Source organism: Mucilaginibacter aureus, assembly GCF_053514885.1.
Genome location: NZ_CP170601.1, coordinates 724,588 through 742,472 on the forward strand (window position 1 = coordinate 724,588; position 17,885 = coordinate 742,472).

Sequence of the window (17,885 nt, forward strand, 5' to 3'; positions counted from 1 at the left end):
AAATTACAAATCCTGCTTAATATCTTCCAGGCCTTTAACGCTCACCCTTGCGCTTATGCCCGCGGCAATAACCGAGATACCCATTACAGTGATAAATACCAGCACAAAATCGGTAAATTTTAAAGCGATGGGGTAAGCATCCATAGTGGTATAATTGCTGCCTATTTTTATCATACCAAATTTTTGCTGCAAAACACAAAATATCAGCGCAAGCAACATACCGCTCACGCAGCCGATGAGGGTGATCAGCATACCTTCGCAAAAAAATATGCCTTGTATTAACCTGCGGCTTGCACCAAGGCTTGATAGTATGGCAATATCCTTACGTTTATCCATTACCAGCATGGTTAGCGAGCCGACAATGTTAAACGTAGCGATAATAACCACAAAGGTTAATATGAGGTAAACTGCCCACTTTTCCGAATGGAGTATCTTGTACAGCAATGCGTTTTGCTCCGCGCGGTTGCGCACATTAAAATCGGCGCCTATTTTATCTTTAATGGCTTGCTGCAGGTCATCCGCGTTAGCGCCGCTTTTTAAATTGATCTCGATGGCCGATACTTCAACCGGCTGATCGAGCAGTTCGCGGGTAAAGGCCAGTGGTGCCACAATAATATTGTCAAAATCCTGCTGAATGCTGAACACGCCCGATGGGTAAATATATTTTACCACGAAATCGTTAGTCGGATCGATAGAATTGATAGCCGCTGTGCGCCGGGGCGAATAAATTTCGAGCGGCATCAATTTATCTCCGATATTAACGCCCAGGCTGTTTTGCACCATGGAGCCGATCACTACAGCCGGCCTGCCATAATCGTCTGTTAACGAAAAAGCGCCCTGGTGTATGGTACTATCGAGATTTTTATTCTTTAAAAAATCATCGCTCACCCCTTTTATGGTAGTTGGTACCTGCTTATCGCCATATCGGGCCAACGCTTTTTCTTCGAGCACTTCGCTGAACGAGAAAATGCCGGTGTTTTTGCGCAGCTCATTAAAGTAAGCAGTGTTGGGGTTAAATGTTTTGCCTTGTTTAGCTTCGATCTTTATCTGGGGCGAAAAATTGCTGTAGAGTTTTAATATCTCGCGCTCCAGGCCATCAAATGCTGATAAAATGATGATCAGCGCCGCGCTGCCAATCAGCACGCCTAACATGGATATGCCCGAAATAATATTAATAGCATGCGTGGTCTTTCGCGAAAAAAGATAACGTTTAGCTATATATACCGATGTATTCAAACTGGCTTAGGTTAAAAACGGGTTGGTTTGCTTTTCGTAACCTATGGCAGTTTCGGGGCCGTGACCGGGATAAACCACGCAATCATCAGGCAACGCAAACAGCTTGGTTTCGATATTATTGATCAGTTGCTTAAAGTTACCCCCAGGCAGATCGCTGCGGCCGATACTGCCACGAAACAGCACATCACCGCCAATCAGAAAATTCTCCTTTGCTGCGTAAAAACATAGGTGTGCGGGCGAATGTCCCGGTGCAAATATCAGTTCAAAACCACTGCTGCCTAAAGCAATTTTACCTGTTTCGGGCAAGTAGGTATCGGGTATAGGCGATACCTCGTACCTGAAACCCATTTGAGGGGCGTAGCCAGGCACTGCAGTTAAAATATCCAGCTCGCCTTTATGAAACTGCGGCTTTAACCCGTACTGATCAAAAACAAATTTATTACCCAGCACATGGTCGATATGGCAATGGGTATTTAACAGGATAACCGGCTTTAGGTTGTTCTGCCTGATAAAATTGGTTACCGCATTTTGCTCGGAAGCGGTGTACATACCCGGATCGATAATAGCGCACTGGCCACCCTCATCGTAAACGAGGTAGGTATTTTCCTGGTAAGGGTTATTTTCGAATGCCTGTACTTGTAACATGGTTCAAAAGTAAGGTTTTTATGGTGAGTTGTCAGTGGTGAGTTGTGAATCGTCATTCTCATTACTCACCATTCACTATTGACTTTTCCACTTAAAGCTCCCGATCATTACATCCATGTCCTTCTTAATAAATTTAAGCACCGGTTGTATTGAGTCTATACGCGGTTCGTTGTAAAAATAGAGCGAGCACCGCAGGTAGTGTTTGGTACTGTCGGTTAGGTAAAATTGTGCCGATGATGCTGCGTTGCCATCAATGGTATAATAGATTCCGTATAGTTTCCTGTCGGGATAGGCTATCACCCCTTCGTCAATAGAGGTGGCTTTTACGGTGTGCTTAAACGCAAAGGTATGTGCCTCTTCTATCAATTTATTGAAACTTTCTTTAGAGGTGATCTGCTCATAACTTAGATGCAGGGTACCGTTAAATTGCGGAAACCTGACGTTTACCCAACAGGGTTTGGCGCCTCGTTCATGATCGGCCTCGACGTAGGCGTATTTTGGATAAATAAACGTAAACGGGCAATCGCTTATATAGGGTTGGTATTCCTTTTTAGGGAACGGAATGCGGAAGTATCCACGCGGTTTAGGCGAATAGTCGTGATTGCCGCCGCAGGCAGATAAGATCGCGCAAAGCAAAACTATACAAGCAATATCCCTCCTCATTGGTGCTTGTTTTTTGCGTTCCATATCTCCCACGATCTGTCGGCCTGCAATTCCAGCATTTCGTAACCGTTTTTGATGGTCGCGCCCCTTTCATATCCTTTTTGCAGAAACAGGGTTTGCTCCGGGTTATAGATCAGATCGTAAAGTAAATGATCATCGGTAATACCTTCATAAGGTATGGGCGGGCATTCGTCAACATTAGGGAATGTGCCTACCGGCGTGGTATTAATGATGAGCTTATGTTCTTTTACTATTTCGGGTGTTAGGTCGCCAAACAAAATACTGTTTTCTGATGAGCGCCGGGTTACGATCTTATAATCGATGCCGTACTCGCCCAATACATATTTAACCGCGCATGCCGCACCGCCGTCACCTAATACCAATGCTTTTTTATGATGACGGTTAAGCAATGGTTTTAATGATGTTTCGAAACCGTAGATATCTGTATTGTACCCTTCGAGCCTGAAGTTATGGCCCTGGACGCCTACCTCGCCGGTAAAGGCCGCTGTTACCGGACTTTCGGCATGGATATGGATACAGTTTACTGCACCAACTTCTTTGGCATCGTGGCTTATCCAATCCAGGTAGTGCATTACATTTTTTTTATGCGGAACAGTTACATTAATACCGCACAAGTCGGGATTGTCTTCGAGCAGTTTGGGAAGATCTGTGATATGCTCCATCTGAAAAAGCTCGTATCTATGATCTTCGATGTGTTCGCGCTCAAACATATCGCTGAAATATTTTTTCGAGAAAGAGTGTGTAAGCGGATAGCCTATTAGCCCGTATACTTTCATTATTATTTTTGATTACACCGATTTATTGTGGGATTACACCGATTATTGTGAAATTACACGGATGCCTCACCATAACGAAACCAAAGCTACATTAGTTTAGGTGATTTTAAAATCAGTACGATGTAATAAAGTAACAGGTCATCCCGAACTTGTTTCGGGATCCCATTAGCAGGTAGCCCACATGTCTCTCGTAAACTTGTCCTGAGAGATGCTGAAACAAGTTCAGCATGACCCATAGGTTTAAAGATTTATAAAATGATCAAAAGTATCACTCCTTAAACCAAGCCTCAACGTTTCCAAAGGGATAATATCGGCCGGAGCTATGTTTCCCAGGTTAACATTGGCGCCAAGTAATTTGATAAACCAGGTTTGTTGTGCTTTTTGGGGTGCTTCCCATATAATGGTTTCCTGTGGTATTTGTGTCAGTATCTCATCAATCAAACCTTGCCTCACCTCTCCCGAATCGCGATAGATACCCACGTTACCGCTTTCGCGCGCTTCGGCTATTACCTTCCAGGCACCTGCCTCAATTTCGGCGTTCATTAGTTTTATCCATTTGTAGGGTGCAAATATCTTTTGCACATCTTTTGATCCTACTTCGGATATTACCGTGATCTGTTCGCTTAATTTACGGATGTATTCGCACTTCACATCATGCTCTATCTCGATGGAGCCATCAGAAACTTCGGCAAACTCCATTTTGTAACGATCTAAAATACGGCGATAATCATCAAACTGGTTACGCACAATAAATGCCTCGAACAGCGTACCGCCAAAATAAGCTGGTAAACCGGCTTGTTTATAAATGGCAAGTTTCTCATCCAGTTTTGGGGTAACAAAAGATGTTGCCCAGCCTAACTTCACAATATCCGAATGCGGAAGCGCAGCTTCCAGAAAATCTTCGGCCTGACGGCAGCTTAAGCCTTTATCCATTACCATGGTAAGGCCGTTGGTACGGGGTTTTACTATTCGATCGGGCAGATTATTAAGTTGGTAGTTCATGAATTATATCGATTTGTTATAGACTATAACCAATGGTTTTAATCGCGTCAAATTTCAAAAAAAATCCGAAGCTTTAAAAGCTCCGGATGTAATTATTTGTTAAAAATATTTTACCTGGTGTAGCGGTTTATAATATCGATGATCACTTTGTTTTCCTGCAGTTGCGGCAGGTAATCAAATAAAATAAAATGTTTATCCGGATCGGTGATCAGGGCTTTTTCTAAAAATACAATGGCTTCGTTGTAATCGCCTTTGGCAAACAAATAGGCCACCATACGGTAATAAAGCTCTGCCGAATCGGGGTTGTTTTTTATAGCCTGCGATATGATCTCGATAGCGCCTTCCAGATTTTTTTGCTCATATAAAATAGAGGAGTAATCCAGCCAGGCATCAGCGTCAAGCGGGTTTAGTTCCACAACCTTTTCATAAGCCTGTTCAGCTTCGGCCATGTGCCCTAATTTATATTGCGCGTCGGCAATGGCAAACCAGTAGTCGGCATTAGCTATATCCAGATCTAAAGCTTTTTTATAAAAATGCAGGGCCTCAAAATAGCGCTCTTCAAAATCGAGGGTTACACCAACACCAAACCAGGCATCGGCCAGTTTTGGGTCCATTTTAACCGATTTTTTATAGAAAGCGCGGGCATCGTCCATTTGCTCAAGCTTTTCGTAGCACTCGCCAATGGCGCAATACGTATCGGCATTGGGCTGCTCGTATTCAAAGGTTTGGCGGTAAACTTCAATAGCCTCGGCAAATTTATCCAGGTTAACCAGTGCATTACCTTTATTAAAGTAAGCCGATGCAAAACTATCTTTGATCAGGATGGCATAATCGTAGGCATCGATCGCCTTTTCAAACAAACCAAGCTTGGTATAGGCATTACCTAAATTGTACCATGCGGCATAGCTGTAAGGCTCATTATCAATATATTGCTGATAAAACTGCACGCTTTCCTGCTGGTTATCCATTACATCATAACAAAAAGCCAGTTCGTATAAAGCGTCCTGGTTTTCCATATTTTGTTCAAGGCAAAGTTTAAGGTAGGTTATCGCTTCCTCATAGTCGCCCATATTTTGGTTAACGTAGGCTATGTGCAGCAATATCTCGTCGGTCTCTTCGGCCATATCCAGGGCCTTGTGGTAATTTTCAAGTGCTTCAGGGTAGCGTTCTATACTTTCGTACAGGTTACCCCTGATGATATAGATATCCGCCTCTGATGCTTCGAGTGTTTCGGCAAGCTCGAGCGAAGCAAATGCGTCGCCAATGCGATTGGTAACTACAAATAGCTGCGCTTGCTTAATGAGGAACACAGAAGCAAAAGGGTGTTGGTTGCGGGCATATTCAACTACCTGTAACGCCTTAACCGGGTCATTCTTCTCAATGTAATAGTCGATGATGTTCTCAAACGCTTGTGCATCAAAAAAGTACTGATCGTGGTTACGGATCATCTCTTCGTATCGCTCTACCGAGAATTGAGGGTCTTCGGTAAAACCAAATTCAAAATCTTCTTCCATTCAGTTTTGTTGCAGAACTTCTGCTTAGCTAGTTAGTCAATAGTTGTGCCAAGTCTTTTGTTACAGTTAAATTAGGTATAAAAACGCCCCATTATAAATTTACTTTTCCACATTTCCCCATTTTGAACAAAAGCTAATGTAAGTGGTTGATTGTAAACGCCAAAGTTTTTGATGAGATAAATACAGGGATGAGGTGCGCTTAATAAATTTTTTACCTTTGATAAAGCTTTACAAACACATGAATAACCATAAGCAATCCGTATTAAGCAATTTAAATATAAACGCTGTAAACCACGCGTTTAGTACAGGCCAGGTTTGGGGCAGCAGCGATGAGGCGCTTGTGCGCACTATTTATTCGCCGGTTGATGGTTTGGCAATAGCCGATGTAAAAATGGCTACCAATACTAATTACAACCAAACTGTAGCCAAAGCCGCCGAAGCCTTTAAAACCTGGCGAAATATACCTGCACCAAAACGCGGCGAAATTGTACGCCAAATTGGCGATGCCCTGCGTAAATATAAAAACGACCTGGGGTGGCTGGTGTCATACGAGATGGGCAAAAGTTTGCAGGAGGGCCGTGGCGAGGTGCAGGAAATGATAGACATTTGCGATTTTGCCGTTGGCTTAAGCCGCCAGCTTTATGGCTTAACCATGAACAGCGAACGCCCACAGCATCGTATGTACGAACAATATCACCCGCTGGGTGTGGTAGGCGTTATATCGGCGTTTAACTTCCCGGTGGCGGTTTGGAGCTGGAATGCCATGCTGGCCTGGGTTTGCGGCGATGTTTGCGTATGGAAACCTTCCGAAAAAACACCGCTCACCGCCATTGCCTGCCAGCACATCGCGCAAAGCGTATTTAAACAAAATAATGTACCCGAAGGCGTATCATGCCTAGTGATCGGCGATCGTGAAATTGGTGAGCTGATGGCGAATGATAACCGGATACCTTTGGTTTCGGCTACGGGAAGTACCCGTATGGGTAAGGCTGTGAGTGTAGCCGTTGCGGCGCGCTTAGGCCGTAGTTTACTGGAGCTTGGCGGAAATAACGCGATCATCATTACCGAGCATGCTGACTTAAATATAGCGCTTACCGGTGCCGTATTTGGCGCCGTGGGTACCGCGGGGCAACGCTGCACCACAACCCGCAGGCTCATTATCCACGAAAGTGTATACGATGCGTTTAAGCAAAAGCTGGTTAACGCCTATAAACAATTGCGCATAGGCGACCCATTGGATGAGCATAACCATGTTGGCCCGCTGATAGACAAAGCCGCGGTTGCGCTTTACCTGAAATCAATTGAAGATTGCAAGGCACAGGGCGGTATTTTTATTGTTGATGGTGGTGTTTTGGCAGGGGCCGGATATGAATCTGGCTGCTATGTGAAACCTTGTATTGCCGAGGTAGAAAACCACTACCCTATTGTACAGCACGAAACTTTTGCGCCTATTTTGTATTTAATAAAATATAAAACTTTAGAGCAGGCCATTGAATTGCAAAATGGCGTGCCGCAAGGTTTATCATCTGCCATAATGACAAACAATTTACGCGAGGCCGAAGCGTTCTTATCGGGCGCGGGGTCGGATTGCGGGATCGCCAATGTCAACATCGGTACATCGGGTGCTGAGATAGGCGGCGCTTTTGGCGGCGAAAAGGAAACAGGCGGCGGCCGCGAGTCGGGCTCGGATGCATGGAAGGTTTATATGCGCAGGCAAACCAACACCATCAATTATTCGAGCGAGTTGCCGCTGGCGCAGGGAATTAAATTTGATCTATAATCCATTTTGATGTCAAAATTTTTTAAGAAGCTATCGGGCTTTGCGCTTTGCGGGGCCTTGCTATTTAATGTTGAGGTTAAAGCGCAGGCAACTGTTACTGCGGGTGAGCCGCAACCGCCAAAAAACTGGCACCAGCTTGATTTGAAGGCCGATGGCTATTATGGTATCAGCTTAAACAAAGCTTACCAACTGCTAAAAGGCAAAAAAAGTAAAACGGTAGTGGTAGCTACTATTGATAGCGGTGCTGATACCTTACAAAAAGACCTGCAAGGTATTTTATGGACCAACCCAAAAGAAATACCCGGTAATGGTATAGACGATGACCACGACGGTTATGTTGACGATGTGCACGGCTGGAACTTTTTAGGCGGCGCAAACGGCAAATGCGATTTTAACGAAACTACCGAAGAGGTACGCGAGTACGAACGCCTTAAGGGCAAATATGCCAATGCTACTTATGCCACTGCCGCCGATAAAAAGGAATATGAATATTGGAAAAAGGTAAAGGCCACCCGCGATTCGACCGTGGCCGGTTCGCAAAATGATTATAAGCAGCTGGCGCCATTGGTTAACGCGCTGGTGGCTACAAGCGGCGTGATCAAAAAGGGCCTGCACCTATTGCCCAATGCCGACTTTACCTTAGCCGACCTGAATAAGATAACCCCGACAAACGATACCCTGAAAGAAAGTACAGAGTTTTGGAAACTGATTATGCAGCAGGACCCGGCCAGCAACAGCACCAAAATTATTAAGGATTGTACCGAGCAGCTCAGCAAAGCCAATAACGATATCAACCCCGACCTGGATAACCGCAAAAATATTATTGGCGATAACCCCGACGATAACAGCAACCCGCATTATGGCAATAACATTGTGAAGTACGAAGATGCATCGCACGGTACGGGTGTTGCCGGTTTAATAGGCGCCAAACGCGGCAACGGTTACGGTATTGATGGTGTTGCCGATAATGTAAAAATTATGGTTATTAAGGCCGTGCCTAATGGCGATGAATATGATAAGGATGTAGCTAATGCCATCCGCTTTGCGGTTGACCACGGGGCACAGGTGATCAATATGAGCTTTGGTAAAAGAATATCGCCGCATAAAGACTGGGTTGATGCCGCCTTTAAATATGCCGCAGCCAAAAATGTTTTATTGGTAATGGCCGCAGGTAATGAAAACCAGGATGTGGATGCTACCCCCGAATATCCTAATGACATCATGGAGGGTAGCCTGGTAAGAACCGGGGATAATGTGATCTCCGTTGGTGCATCGGCAGCTAAAAACAATGATGAAAAACTGGCAGCAACTTTTAGCAATTATGGTAAAAAGAACGTAGATGTTTTTGCACCGGGCGTAAAAGTAACTTCGATAGAGATGGATGCCGAATTTGATACCGCAGATGGCACCAGCTTCGCCTCACCAATCACTGCCGGACTTGCGGCTTTATTATTAGAATATTACCCGCATTTAAGTGCCAAACAGGTAAAACAGATCATCCTGCAATCTGCAAAGCCGTTAACAGGCACCATGGTTTATAAACCGGGCAGTACCAGCGAAAAGGTTGACTTTTCTACCCTATCCAAAACCGGCGGCATTGTTAATGCGTACCAGGCGTTGTTGATCGCGGCGAAGACTAAGGGGGAGTTGAAAGTAGATGTTGGAAAGGCGGAGTAGGGTTGGGTAATGAAAATAAAACAAGTTATCCGGAGAGCGATCGTCACGGCATTTTTTGTTCTGGCTGGCTTTATCGTGGCGAATGTAATAAACATATTGATAGGCGATATCATCATTGGCGATCCGGAAGCATATGATACTGATGGGATAAAAACCGGCCCAGTCTTCAACCTTTTTTACGAGATATCGTCAAACACCGGCTATCATCCGGAGCCATCCATCTTCAATGGTATTTTTGTGACGGTGATTGGCGTGGCACTTGGCGGCTGGTTTGCTTATCGGCATTTTAAGCGCACTGCGTTCCGGGCAACTGGCGAGTAAGTTTGCATTAAAACGCGCATTTGTGCGAAAAAATACGTATATTGTACGAAAGCGCGAGGCTAAATTGATTGCCAATTTGATAATTGGGCAACGAAAACAATGTTAAAAATACCGACAATTACCCCCCTGTTTTAATTTTTGGTTGCGAAAATGGCAATGCTGTAGCGTTTGGAAACGAGCGCAAGAGATAGTTTAAGATTGCGTGACGTTTATAAGCAGGGCGTTGACCGTTATGATGGGGTGCCGAAATAAATTCGGCATGACGAGTTTTTGTTTTTTAGCCTTTAGTTTACGAGCAACTTATACCCTTTACCGTGCACGTTGATGATCTCAACCTTTGAGTCGTCCTTAAGGTATTTGCGTATCTTACTTAAAAACACATCCATACTGCGGCCGTTAAAGTAGTTATCATCATGCCAGATGTTCAAAAGGGCTTCTTCGCGGGTTAGTACTTCGTTTTGTTTAAGGCAGAGCAGACGGAGCAATTCGGCTTCTTTAGTTGACAGCTTTTGTTTCTGATCGCCATCGTAAATGATCTGGGTGGTATAATCAAACTCGTATTTACCTATTTTAAAATGGGTTTGCTTTTCAACACTATCTTTCCCGGTATCGTTAACACGTTTTAACAAGGCGTTAATGCGTAATAACAACTCCTCTATGCGAAACGGTTTGGTGATGTAATCATCGCCGCCAAGGTTAAAGGCCTGCGTCTTATCTTCGATCATGCTTTTGGCAGTGGCGAAAATAATAGGCACGGTGGCGTTCATTTTCCTGATCTCTTTGCCAAGGGTAAAGCCATCCTTTTTGGGCATCATCACATCCAGTATCAGCAGATCGAACTGTTGTTTGGTGAAAGCCTTGAGCCCTTCATCGCCGTCTTTACAAAGTATTACTTCAAACTTACCTTTAAGCTGCAGGTAGTCCTGCAACAGCAGTCCTAAATTTGGATCATCTTCAACCAGTAATATTTTCATCATTTATTATTTGCCAGGATCAACCTGATCGAATTTTAATTCAAACTCAGAGCCTTTATCTTTTTCGGATCGTACACTAATTGTGCCGTTTAACCTTTTTACAATGGTATTAACATAGCTCAGACCCAGGCCAAAGCCTTTAACATCGTGCAGGTTACCTGTAGGTATACGATAAAACTGCTCAAATATTTTACTCTGCTGATCGCTGTTCATACCTATGCCCTTATCGGCAACCTTAATTACCGCCTGGTTATTACGGTTAACTGTAGTGGTGATGGTAATTTCGGGCGCTTCGCGGCTATATTTTATAGCGTTATCAATCAGGTTATAGATCACGTTAGAAAAATGCAGCTCATCGGCCTTGATAAACAATTCGTCCTCGGTTAAGCTGAGATCAAGTTTAACGTTGTGCTTTTGCAGCTTTAAAGCCATACTGTCTAAAACGGCGGCAATCAGTTCGTTGATCTCGATCTTTTTGATATCTAACTTAAAGTCGTTCTTTTCAATACGTGCAATGTTTAGCACCCGCTCGATATGGCTACCCAGGCGAACGTTCTCTTCGTAAATAATACCAGCCAGTTTAGCTACGCGGCTTTTATCCTGGGCTATTTCGGCATCTTTTAAAGCCTCGCTGGCTATCATAATGGTTGATACCGGGGTTTTAAACTCGTGGGTCATGTTGTTGATGAAATCGGTTTTCATTTCCGATATTTTTTTCTGCCTTAAGATAGAGTAGATGGTAAAACCGAAGCAGAAAACAAAGAACAACAACAAACCGCCGGTGGTAGCCATAGTACCGCCCATCTGGCTCAATATTAACGAGTTTTTTTGCGGAAAGTATACTTTAAGATCACCGGGATCCCTGATCACTTCCTGGCTAAAAATTGAGGCGTGGTAGGTATTGGCCGGTATAAAAAGCGGCTTTTGCCCATCAACATCCATCGCTTTAGAAAATATCACCGAGTCGTTATGCGCTTGCGTAACCTCGTAACTAAAAGGCAGCGTAATACCGTGGCTATTTAATTCAACCCGGAGTAGCGTATCTATCCATATGGGATTGATCCGTTTTTCAAGTGGTTCGTCCTTTCGTGAGTACTCGCGCCCCAGGTTTTCAAAAATAGTTTGCGCAGCCCTTGGCACCTTAGCCGACATTTGAGCATTTTCGGCCTCTATTAACAACTTTCTAACCGCCTTTATGCGTTTTTCGTTGCGTATGCGCTCCTGTTCCTGCACCCATAAAGGGTTAAGCCGTGGTATTGATATTACCTGCCGGCCAAATTGCGCGTCGGTGTATACAGAGTGCAAAGTATCTAAATACTTAACCTGTTTTGCCTTTTGGAGCGCTTGTTTTTGTTTTGCTGATAAAGTAAAATTATTTCGGGGGTTAATCGTAACATATTGTAATTGTACCGCGCGCCCATACTCGTCTTCTTCAACACTGGTTTGTATGCTCACGGCACGGCTCACGTCTTCTATCTCCTGCTGAAGCCTGCTTTGCTGCAGCATCCGGTTAACGCTGTCGCGCAGTTGGGCTATCCGCTGGCTATGCGCAGGGTTGCTTTTGCTTGTTGGCAGGTGAATAAGTCCGTCATCCGTCATATCCGCATTTGCAATATTTACCATGCTGATCTTTGCCTGCGAATGGTTCCCTTTTTTATCTGCCGTATCGGCTACAGCCACAAAATTGTTTTGGCGCCTAACCTTTTCGTTTAAAAAATTTACGGCATCCTGCTTACTGATGCGGGTAACCACATTATTCAGGGCGGCTTTAACATCGCGGTCAAACAGATCGGACTGTAACTGGTATGATTGACGCAGGAAATAAAACTGCATAGCTATTACTCCCATTAAGGCCAAAGCCATTAACCCGGTAATGATAATTATGCTTTTTCGTTTCATGTAACTACAAAAATATTGAACAATAGGCTAATACAATTTGCTTTAACATTATTTAACATATCATTTAACAAAATATAGCCGAATACTTCTTTAACTTAGTTTTTAGTTGTCAACAATATTAAAACCAATTGTGTCATGAAAAAAAACAGTATCTCACCAATCCTCGAACTGTCGTTCGCTGCGGGCATTATGCTCATCCTGGCGCTGCCCTTTGCAGTTAAGGCGCAAGATCATAAAGAATTTATGGTGAACATTAACAACAGCGATACGACCATTAACGGCAAAAATATCAAAGATCTTTCGGCCGCCGACCGTAAAGATGCATTAAAAAAGTTAAGCGAACTAAACGACCATATCAGCATCACGATGCAAGACGGCGATGGCGGCAGGATATTGGTTAAGCGAAAAGGTGGCCAAAACTCCGTTGTTACCATTGATAGACGCGGTGCTAACGGCCTTACACCGATGGCCAACGCTTATAGCATGACTTTAGACAGCACCGGCAAAGAAATGGTAATAGCCAACATGGTACGCGGCGATGGCGACATGGCACCAAAAATAGCACAGGGTTTTAGTTTAAGCAGGACCATGGGTGGTAACGGGCGTGGTTACAGCACACTGATTATGAGCGGCGGCCGTAAAAATTCGCAAAACTTTAGCTACTCAAACACCGATAAAGACGGTATAAGCACGCATATCAATTTTACGGTAAGTGATGCCAGCGCTGAAAAGGTCAAAAAAATAGCCGGTACCGAAACAACCGATCTAAACATACAGGATCTGAACATTGCACAATCGTTTTCGACGGGGAAAACTACCTTAAGTTTTACTTTAGCCAATAAGGCTGCTGCCGATGTGCAGTTTAAAGACAGCGAAGGCGCCGTATTATGGGAAGGTAAGGCTACCGGAGCCGAGTTTAAGAAGAGCTTTGTTTTACCGAAAAACGGCGTTTATTACCTACAGGTTAAACAAGCCGGAAAACTGGCTTTACGCAAAATAACCAAAGAAGAATAGTTTTAATTGAGCATAAAAAAAGGGGCCCGGTTTTTGAAACCGGGCCCCTTTTTTTATTTAAGTTTCATCAGGTAATTGTGCATATTATCGCTCAATTTCTCAACGTCCCATTCATCGTTTAATTTTTTGATATAGAACTCTTTTACGTCTTCCCATTTATAATACGGAAAGTTGTTTGTTTTTAACCCGGTAATAGCCACTTCCCTTTCATTCAATAAAAACTTAATCAGGTAATCGCGCTGCGTATCAGGGCTTTGGCCTTTGTATAATATGAATTGGATGTTTGCGCTCAGCGGGATAACCTCGTCGGCTTTCCAAACCTTTTCAAATTTAAATATATCACCACTTTCTTTGCTTGCACCTTTAATACCTAATAATGCAGCAAACGAGGCTATTGTTTCGGCATTGGTTATCCTGATGCTAGCGGCCACGTTAGGGCTCACCAGGTATGCATCGGTGGTATTGATAAAATTGACCAGCAATGGTACTGTGGCCCTTACCTGTATGCCCGATTTATCGCCACCCGGACCTGCTTTATAATATTCTTCGGCCGAGTTTAACGTATTAAACAATGCTAATTCAGAGCAGGTAAAAAACGAGCGCATATCCAGTTGTTCGAGCGTAAAACCGGCGGCAACAATTTCGCGGTGAATAGAGTTGATCACGGTACTTGTTTTATACAGATCGAGGATAAAGCGGTTCTGATCAGCCTCTTCTATCTTATCAAAAAACCCTTGTTCAAAAAAGCGGGTTAAAAACCTGATGTTAAAATTTTCGGGCTTTTTTTGATCGCGTATGTTCTCAACATTATCTTTCCAATCGCCGGTTTTCACTAGTTGAATTAACGATGGCGCGGTTGCAAAAGGGTTAATGTTGTCATCATCGTTATAGCTTGGTATGTCGCAAGCGGGTTCGTTGAGGGTATGTCTCAATCCGCTCAGTAATGCTTCAGCGCTTTGTTTCATACGGTCTTCGTTTATCGTGGCAACCTCAACGCATTTTTTCTTAGCGAATACATCACCAAACAAAGCTAACATCCGTGTACCTATCCCCTTTTCTTCAGCAATTCCAGACAGCGAAATCCTATCCAGTTTATCTTTTTCAATAACCTGCAAACTAAGCAGCATTTTACGCAGTTTGCGGCCATCAACCTTTAAAGCATGAGCGCTATCAGCTTTTTGCAACAATGAAAAAGCAAACGTTGTTGAAATATCCTTTACCAGGTGCTCTGCTCCGTTACGACCAATAAAGTTGATAAAGATCGGTTTATAGTCGGGCGGAGTTGTTGTGATCGTGATATCGCGCGGCTGGTATTGTGTGTGGCTGCCCCAGTACTCAGATGCGCAATTGGTTTCCTGAGCGTTTGCGATATCTGCACAGATCAGTAAGGAAAAAAAAGGTAGATAAAAGAGCTTCCTGTTCATTTAACGTTGGTTTGATTAGATGATAACGGTTTAAGTATATTAATGGTATATACCAGAATACCCGCTGAAAGGTTTCCTGTTCAAAAATAATTATTTAAACCCAATATTGCTATTGCAGATTAATCAGGTAGGCGTGCATATCATCGGTAAGGCCGACATGCAATTTTGTTAATTTATTTAAATAAAACGATCGCACATTTGCCCATTGATAATAAGGGAATGTTTTGGTAGCCAGGCCACCAATTGCAACTTCTTTTTCGTTCAGTAAAAACTTAATCAGATAGTTATTGCGGTTGTTTTTGAGCATCACCATTTGGATATTGGCGCTAAGCGGGATAACTTTTGATGTTTGCCAAACACCGGCATATTGCAGTATATTTTTTGCGGGGGTACCTGCACCGTTTAACCCAAGCAATGCTGCAAACGGCGCAATGGTTTCGGCATGAGCAAAGCGCAGCTCGGCAGCTGTGTTTTGATGTGCGATGTATTTATCGGTAGTATTGATAAAGTTAACCAGCAAAGGCACGGCATCGCGTACCTGGATACCGTTACTATCCATAGCCGGGCCTTTTTTTAAAAACTCATCGGCGCCATTTAATTCATCAAGCACACGTAGTTCATCGCAGATGATGAGTGAGCGGAAATTCAGATCAGCGATCCTGTAACCTGCATTTTTAATTTCAGCACTGACAGAATTGGTTATGCTGCTAAAACCTAAAATATCATCTATAAATTCGTCCTGCTCATCAGTTTTAAGTTGGGATACAAAGCCGGCATCAAAAAAACGGTTTAAAAACCTGATATCAAACCCCGCTGGTTTAACCGCTTTTTCCAGTTTGTCCATCTGCTGTTTCCAACTGCCGTTTTCTTCAAATTGGAGATAAGCCGGAGCGATGGAAAAAAACCGGAGTGCATCGTTATCCACTTTTATTGGTTGTACACAGCCTTTGTAACCTAACCCTTTTAAAAAAGCTTCGGAACTTTGTTTGGTGCGCTCTTCTTTAGTTATGATTATGTTAAGACATGATCTGTCATCGGCAAATACAGCTGCATTGTGCAAACGCATACGTGCGCCAATGCCTTGCTGCTCTTCGGCCCCCCTGATGGAGATTGATTTGAGGTAAGGTTGCTCAACTTTTTGCAGGGCAACAACCATAGCTTCCAGCTTTTTGCCATCTGGTTTCAGGGCTTTGGCACTATCGGCTTTTTGTAATAATTTATAGGCCAGGGTTGTGTTGACATCCTTGGTTAAATGCCTTGCGCCATGCCTGCCAACATAGTTGATGAATACGGGTTTATATCCGGGCGGTACCGGCGCATACTTTTTTTGCTGCGGCTGATATAGGGTTTTGGTGCCCCAGTAAGCATCATCACAATTTTGGGCAAACGTTACCGTGCATGAGGCTAAGATCAGCGCAAGCGAACAAAAAATAAGCTTATTCATTTTATACAAGATCAAAAAATTACTGAACATAAAAAAATCGGGAGTTGTTAGGGCTCCCGATCGAAAAGGTTTGGTTTTCAAATATCAATGCTGGTTACCTGTTCCATCAGTTTGGTAAGCACCCAAATCACGACCCGGAGGTGTAATAGTTGTACCCAGTGTACCTGTTGCGGTAACTGTACCGTAAGGCACAATTGACGTATTACCTTTACCAATAGCAGGCGAGCCCGCTACTAATTTAAAGTTTGAAGTGTTCATGGCGATGATGGCAAACGGCATAACGTTAGGTGTTATAGGACCCGGATTAGCTGCAAAGAAAGTTGCCGCAGCCGCACTATTATACGAGTAAAATGTTGGATCGTTAGCGCCTACCGTAGTTGTCGAAATAATGTCGTTGCTGCCTTTAGGGATACCGGTAAAGCTATCGGCGGTATAAAACTGGTTCATGATAGCGGTAGTTGAAGCGTAGAACAGGTTGTTGTTATAGCTAACATTGGCTACGTCGGCATCGCTGGTTACCCGCATGCTAAAACGGCAATTGATAAACAGGTTGTTATAGCACCTGCCTTTAGCCAGCTTTTCAAAATCAACAGCGCCGCCGCGACCTGATTTGGTTTGACGGAAACCGCCATTTATAAAGGTATTGTTATACATGTTAACATTACACTGGGTACCTGTGCTGCCGGCATCAGAAGCTTTTAACGAGTTGGTGCCCGAACCGATGCACATGTTATAAGCCAGATCGCCAACGGTGCCGCTCTTCATGTTAAAAAACTCGCCGCCTACGCCGTTGCAAAGCTCAAAAGTGTTACGCATAATGCTCACCTTGCCGCCATCGGTACGTACGTTATCATCTTTAGCACCAAAAAACCACGAGTCTTCAACAATCAGATTTTTGGTAATATTGGCAAAGTAAATATTATAACGCGGTGAACCGGTAGCATAAAAAGCCTGGTTATCGGCTGCGCCGGCAGGGCCGCCGCCAAATTCAATATGCGTCCATTTGATGATACAATCGCCACCTTTTGGACTTGGATTTGAAGCTGTAGCCGCGGCAGGTGTACAGGTAATACCGCCCCACCAGCCTAAAAATACGTTGTTATAGTTTTGCTGTGCGGCCTCGGCATGCAACGTAGCAGCATTTTTTACGGTGATGTAGTTAGGCTCGTCTTTTGTACCTAAACTGATAAAGGTACCGTGCATAAATATTTCGGGAGCGGTTTCGGGTTTAAGGCCATCGCCTAAAGCAATAAGTGTAACACCGCTTTGTAATAACAGGGTATCGCCATCGTTAACCGTGATATCGCTTTTAAAATAGTAGGTTTTGCCGTGCAGCAACGTGCCTTTAACGGTACCTTTCAGGGTGTCCGATGTAATAGCGTTAGCTGTTTGGATTAACGGCGGCGAAATATTTACAATTTCGGTTTGGTGGCAAGAGCTCAAAATAACTGCCAGGCATACGGGCGCTAACAGTAAGTAAAATATCTTTTTCATG

At 43.8% G+C, this 17,885-nt stretch carries 15 protein-coding genes; 4 read left to right on the plus strand and 11 right to left on the minus strand.

What is annotated here, in order from left to right; genetic code table 11:
• Positions 1–3: 3 nt before the first annotated feature.
• From ACFGVR_RS03170 to ACFGVR_RS03195, 6 genes are all read right to left on the minus strand, one after another.
• Entirely contained in the window at positions 4–1,236 is a 1,233-nt protein-coding gene (locus ACFGVR_RS03170) for an ABC transporter permease (protein ID WP_448701077.1), read from the minus strand.
• A 6-nt stretch (positions 1,237–1,242) separates the two neighbouring features.
• Complete coding sequence (locus tag ACFGVR_RS03175; RefSeq protein WP_448701079.1) at positions 1,243–1,881, minus strand: MBL fold metallo-hydrolase; 639 nt, start codon at positions 1,879–1,881, stop codon at positions 1,243–1,245.
• A 75-nt stretch (positions 1,882–1,956) separates the two neighbouring features.
• A complete protein-coding gene (gene gldD / locus ACFGVR_RS03180) occupies positions 1,957–2,544 on the minus strand; it encodes a gliding motility lipoprotein GldD (RefSeq protein ID WP_448701080.1) in 588 nt (195 codons plus the stop codon).
• Positions 2,541–3,341: a shikimate dehydrogenase family protein gene (locus tag ACFGVR_RS03185; protein ID WP_448701082.1), complete on the minus strand. Its 801-nt coding sequence runs from the start codon at positions 3,339–3,341 to the stop codon at positions 2,541–2,543. The genes gldD and ACFGVR_RS03185 overlap by 4 nt, the downstream gene beginning before the upstream one ends.
• A 240-nt stretch (positions 3,342–3,581) precedes the next feature.
• Positions 3,582–4,343 carry a phosphosulfolactate synthase gene (locus ACFGVR_RS03190; RefSeq protein WP_448701083.1) on the minus strand — a complete coding sequence of 254 codons (762 nt, stop codon included), beginning with the start codon at positions 4,341–4,343 and terminating at the stop codon, positions 3,582–3,584.
• Positions 4,344–4,453: 110 nt separating this feature from the next.
• Positions 4,454–5,857, minus strand: a complete 1,404-nt coding sequence (locus tag ACFGVR_RS03195) for a tetratricopeptide repeat protein (RefSeq protein ID WP_448701084.1) — start codon at positions 5,855–5,857, stop codon at positions 4,454–4,456.
• A gap of 238 nt (positions 5,858–6,095) precedes the next feature.
• Between ACFGVR_RS03195 and amaB the strand changes: the two genes are divergently transcribed.
• From amaB to ACFGVR_RS03210, 3 genes are read left to right on the plus strand one after another with little or no spacing between them, the layout of a single operon-like run.
• Positions 6,096–7,637, plus strand: a complete 1,542-nt coding sequence (amaB, locus tag ACFGVR_RS03200; protein ID WP_448701086.1) for an L-piperidine-6-carboxylate dehydrogenase — start codon at positions 6,096–6,098, stop codon at positions 7,635–7,637.
• A 9-nt stretch (positions 7,638–7,646) separates the two neighbouring features.
• Positions 7,647–9,314 carry a S8 family serine peptidase gene (locus ACFGVR_RS03205; protein WP_448701087.1) on the plus strand — a complete coding sequence of 556 codons (1,668 nt, stop codon included), beginning with the start codon at positions 7,647–7,649 and terminating at the stop codon, positions 9,312–9,314.
• Between the two features lie 9 nt (positions 9,315–9,323).
• Positions 9,324–9,635 (plus strand): hypothetical protein, encoded by a 312-nt coding sequence (locus ACFGVR_RS03210; protein ID WP_448701088.1) that lies wholly within the window; start codon positions 9,324–9,326, stop codon positions 9,633–9,635.
• Positions 9,636–9,919: 284 nt separating this feature from the next.
• Here the strand turns inward: ACFGVR_RS03210 and ACFGVR_RS03215 are convergent, their stop codons facing one another.
• Both ACFGVR_RS03215 and ACFGVR_RS03220 read right to left on the minus strand, forming a co-directional pair.
• The gene (locus ACFGVR_RS03215) at positions 9,920–10,612 is read right to left on the minus strand and encodes a response regulator transcription factor (RefSeq protein WP_448701089.1); all 693 of its coding nucleotides are present in this window, start codon (positions 10,610–10,612) and stop codon (positions 9,920–9,922) included.
• Positions 10,613–10,615: 3 nt separating this feature from the next.
• Complete coding sequence (locus tag ACFGVR_RS03220; protein WP_448701090.1) at positions 10,616–12,508, minus strand: sensor histidine kinase; 1,893 nt, start codon at positions 12,506–12,508, stop codon at positions 10,616–10,618.
• A gap of 135 nt (positions 12,509–12,643) precedes the next feature.
• Between ACFGVR_RS03220 and ACFGVR_RS03225 the strand changes: the two genes are divergently transcribed.
• Positions 12,644–13,522 (plus strand): hypothetical protein, encoded by an 879-nt coding sequence (locus tag ACFGVR_RS03225; protein WP_448701092.1) that lies wholly within the window; start codon positions 12,644–12,646, stop codon positions 13,520–13,522.
• A gap of 53 nt (positions 13,523–13,575) precedes the next feature.
• Here ACFGVR_RS03225 and ACFGVR_RS03230 read toward each other — a convergent pair whose 3' ends face one another.
• The 3 genes from ACFGVR_RS03230 to ACFGVR_RS03240 all read right to left on the minus strand — a co-directional run bounded on the left by ACFGVR_RS03230 (position 13,576) and on the right by ACFGVR_RS03240 (position 17,884).
• Positions 13,576–14,946: a histidine-type phosphatase gene (locus ACFGVR_RS03230; RefSeq protein WP_448701094.1), complete on the minus strand. Its 1,371-nt coding sequence runs from the start codon at positions 14,944–14,946 to the stop codon at positions 13,576–13,578.
• A gap of 109 nt (positions 14,947–15,055) precedes the next feature.
• Positions 15,056–16,390, minus strand: coding sequence for a histidine-type phosphatase (locus ACFGVR_RS03235; RefSeq protein WP_448701095.1), 1,335 nt, complete (start codon positions 16,388–16,390; stop codon positions 15,056–15,058).
• A gap of 84 nt (positions 16,391–16,474) precedes the next feature.
• Entirely contained in the window at positions 16,475–17,884 is a 1,410-nt protein-coding gene (locus ACFGVR_RS03240) for a hypothetical protein (RefSeq protein WP_448701096.1), read from the minus strand.
• Between the last annotated feature and the right edge of the window lies 1 nt (position 17,885).

What these genes read in the sequence shown, in the direction of transcription:
- ACFGVR_RS03175 (WP_448701079.1), bottom strand. Translation starts at nt 1,881, where the DNA reads ATGTTACAAGTACAGGCATTCGAAAATAACCCTTACCAGGAAAATACC.
- gldD (WP_448701080.1), bottom strand. Translation starts at nt 2,544, where the DNA reads ATGAGGAGGGATATTGCTTGTATAGTTTTGCTTTGCGCGATCTTATCT.
- ACFGVR_RS03185 (WP_448701082.1), bottom strand. Translation starts at nt 3,341, where the DNA reads ATGAAAGTATACGGGCTAATAGGCTATCCGCTTACACACTCTTTCTCG.
- ACFGVR_RS03190 (WP_448701083.1), bottom strand. Translation starts at nt 4,343, where the DNA reads ATGAACTACCAACTTAATAATCTGCCCGATCGAATAGTAAAACCCCGT.
- ACFGVR_RS03195 (WP_448701084.1), bottom strand. Translation starts at nt 5,857, where the DNA reads ATGGAAGAAGATTTTGAATTTGGTTTTACCGAAGACCCTCAATTCTCG.
- amaB (WP_448701086.1), top strand. Translation starts at nt 6,096, where the DNA reads ATGAATAACCATAAGCAATCCGTATTAAGCAATTTAAATATAAACGCT.
- ACFGVR_RS03205 (WP_448701087.1), top strand. Translation starts at nt 7,647, where the DNA reads ATGTCAAAATTTTTTAAGAAGCTATCGGGCTTTGCGCTTTGCGGGGCC.
- ACFGVR_RS03210 (WP_448701088.1), top strand. Translation starts at nt 9,324, where the DNA reads ATGAAAATAAAACAAGTTATCCGGAGAGCGATCGTCACGGCATTTTTT.
- ACFGVR_RS03215 (WP_448701089.1), bottom strand. Translation starts at nt 10,612, where the DNA reads ATGATGAAAATATTACTGGTTGAAGATGATCCAAATTTAGGACTGCTG.
- ACFGVR_RS03220 (WP_448701090.1), bottom strand. Translation starts at nt 12,508, where the DNA reads ATGAAACGAAAAAGCATAATTATCATTACCGGGTTAATGGCTTTGGCC.
- ACFGVR_RS03225 (WP_448701092.1), top strand. Translation starts at nt 12,644, where the DNA reads ATGAAAAAAAACAGTATCTCACCAATCCTCGAACTGTCGTTCGCTGCG.
- ACFGVR_RS03230 (WP_448701094.1), bottom strand. Translation starts at nt 14,946, where the DNA reads ATGAACAGGAAGCTCTTTTATCTACCTTTTTTTTCCTTACTGATCTGT.
- ACFGVR_RS03235 (WP_448701095.1), bottom strand. Translation starts at nt 16,390, where the DNA reads ATGAATAAGCTTATTTTTTGTTCGCTTGCGCTGATCTTAGCCTCATGC.
- ACFGVR_RS03240 (WP_448701096.1), bottom strand. Translation starts at nt 17,884, where the DNA reads ATGAAAAAGATATTTTACTTACTGTTAGCGCCCGTATGCCTGGCAGTT.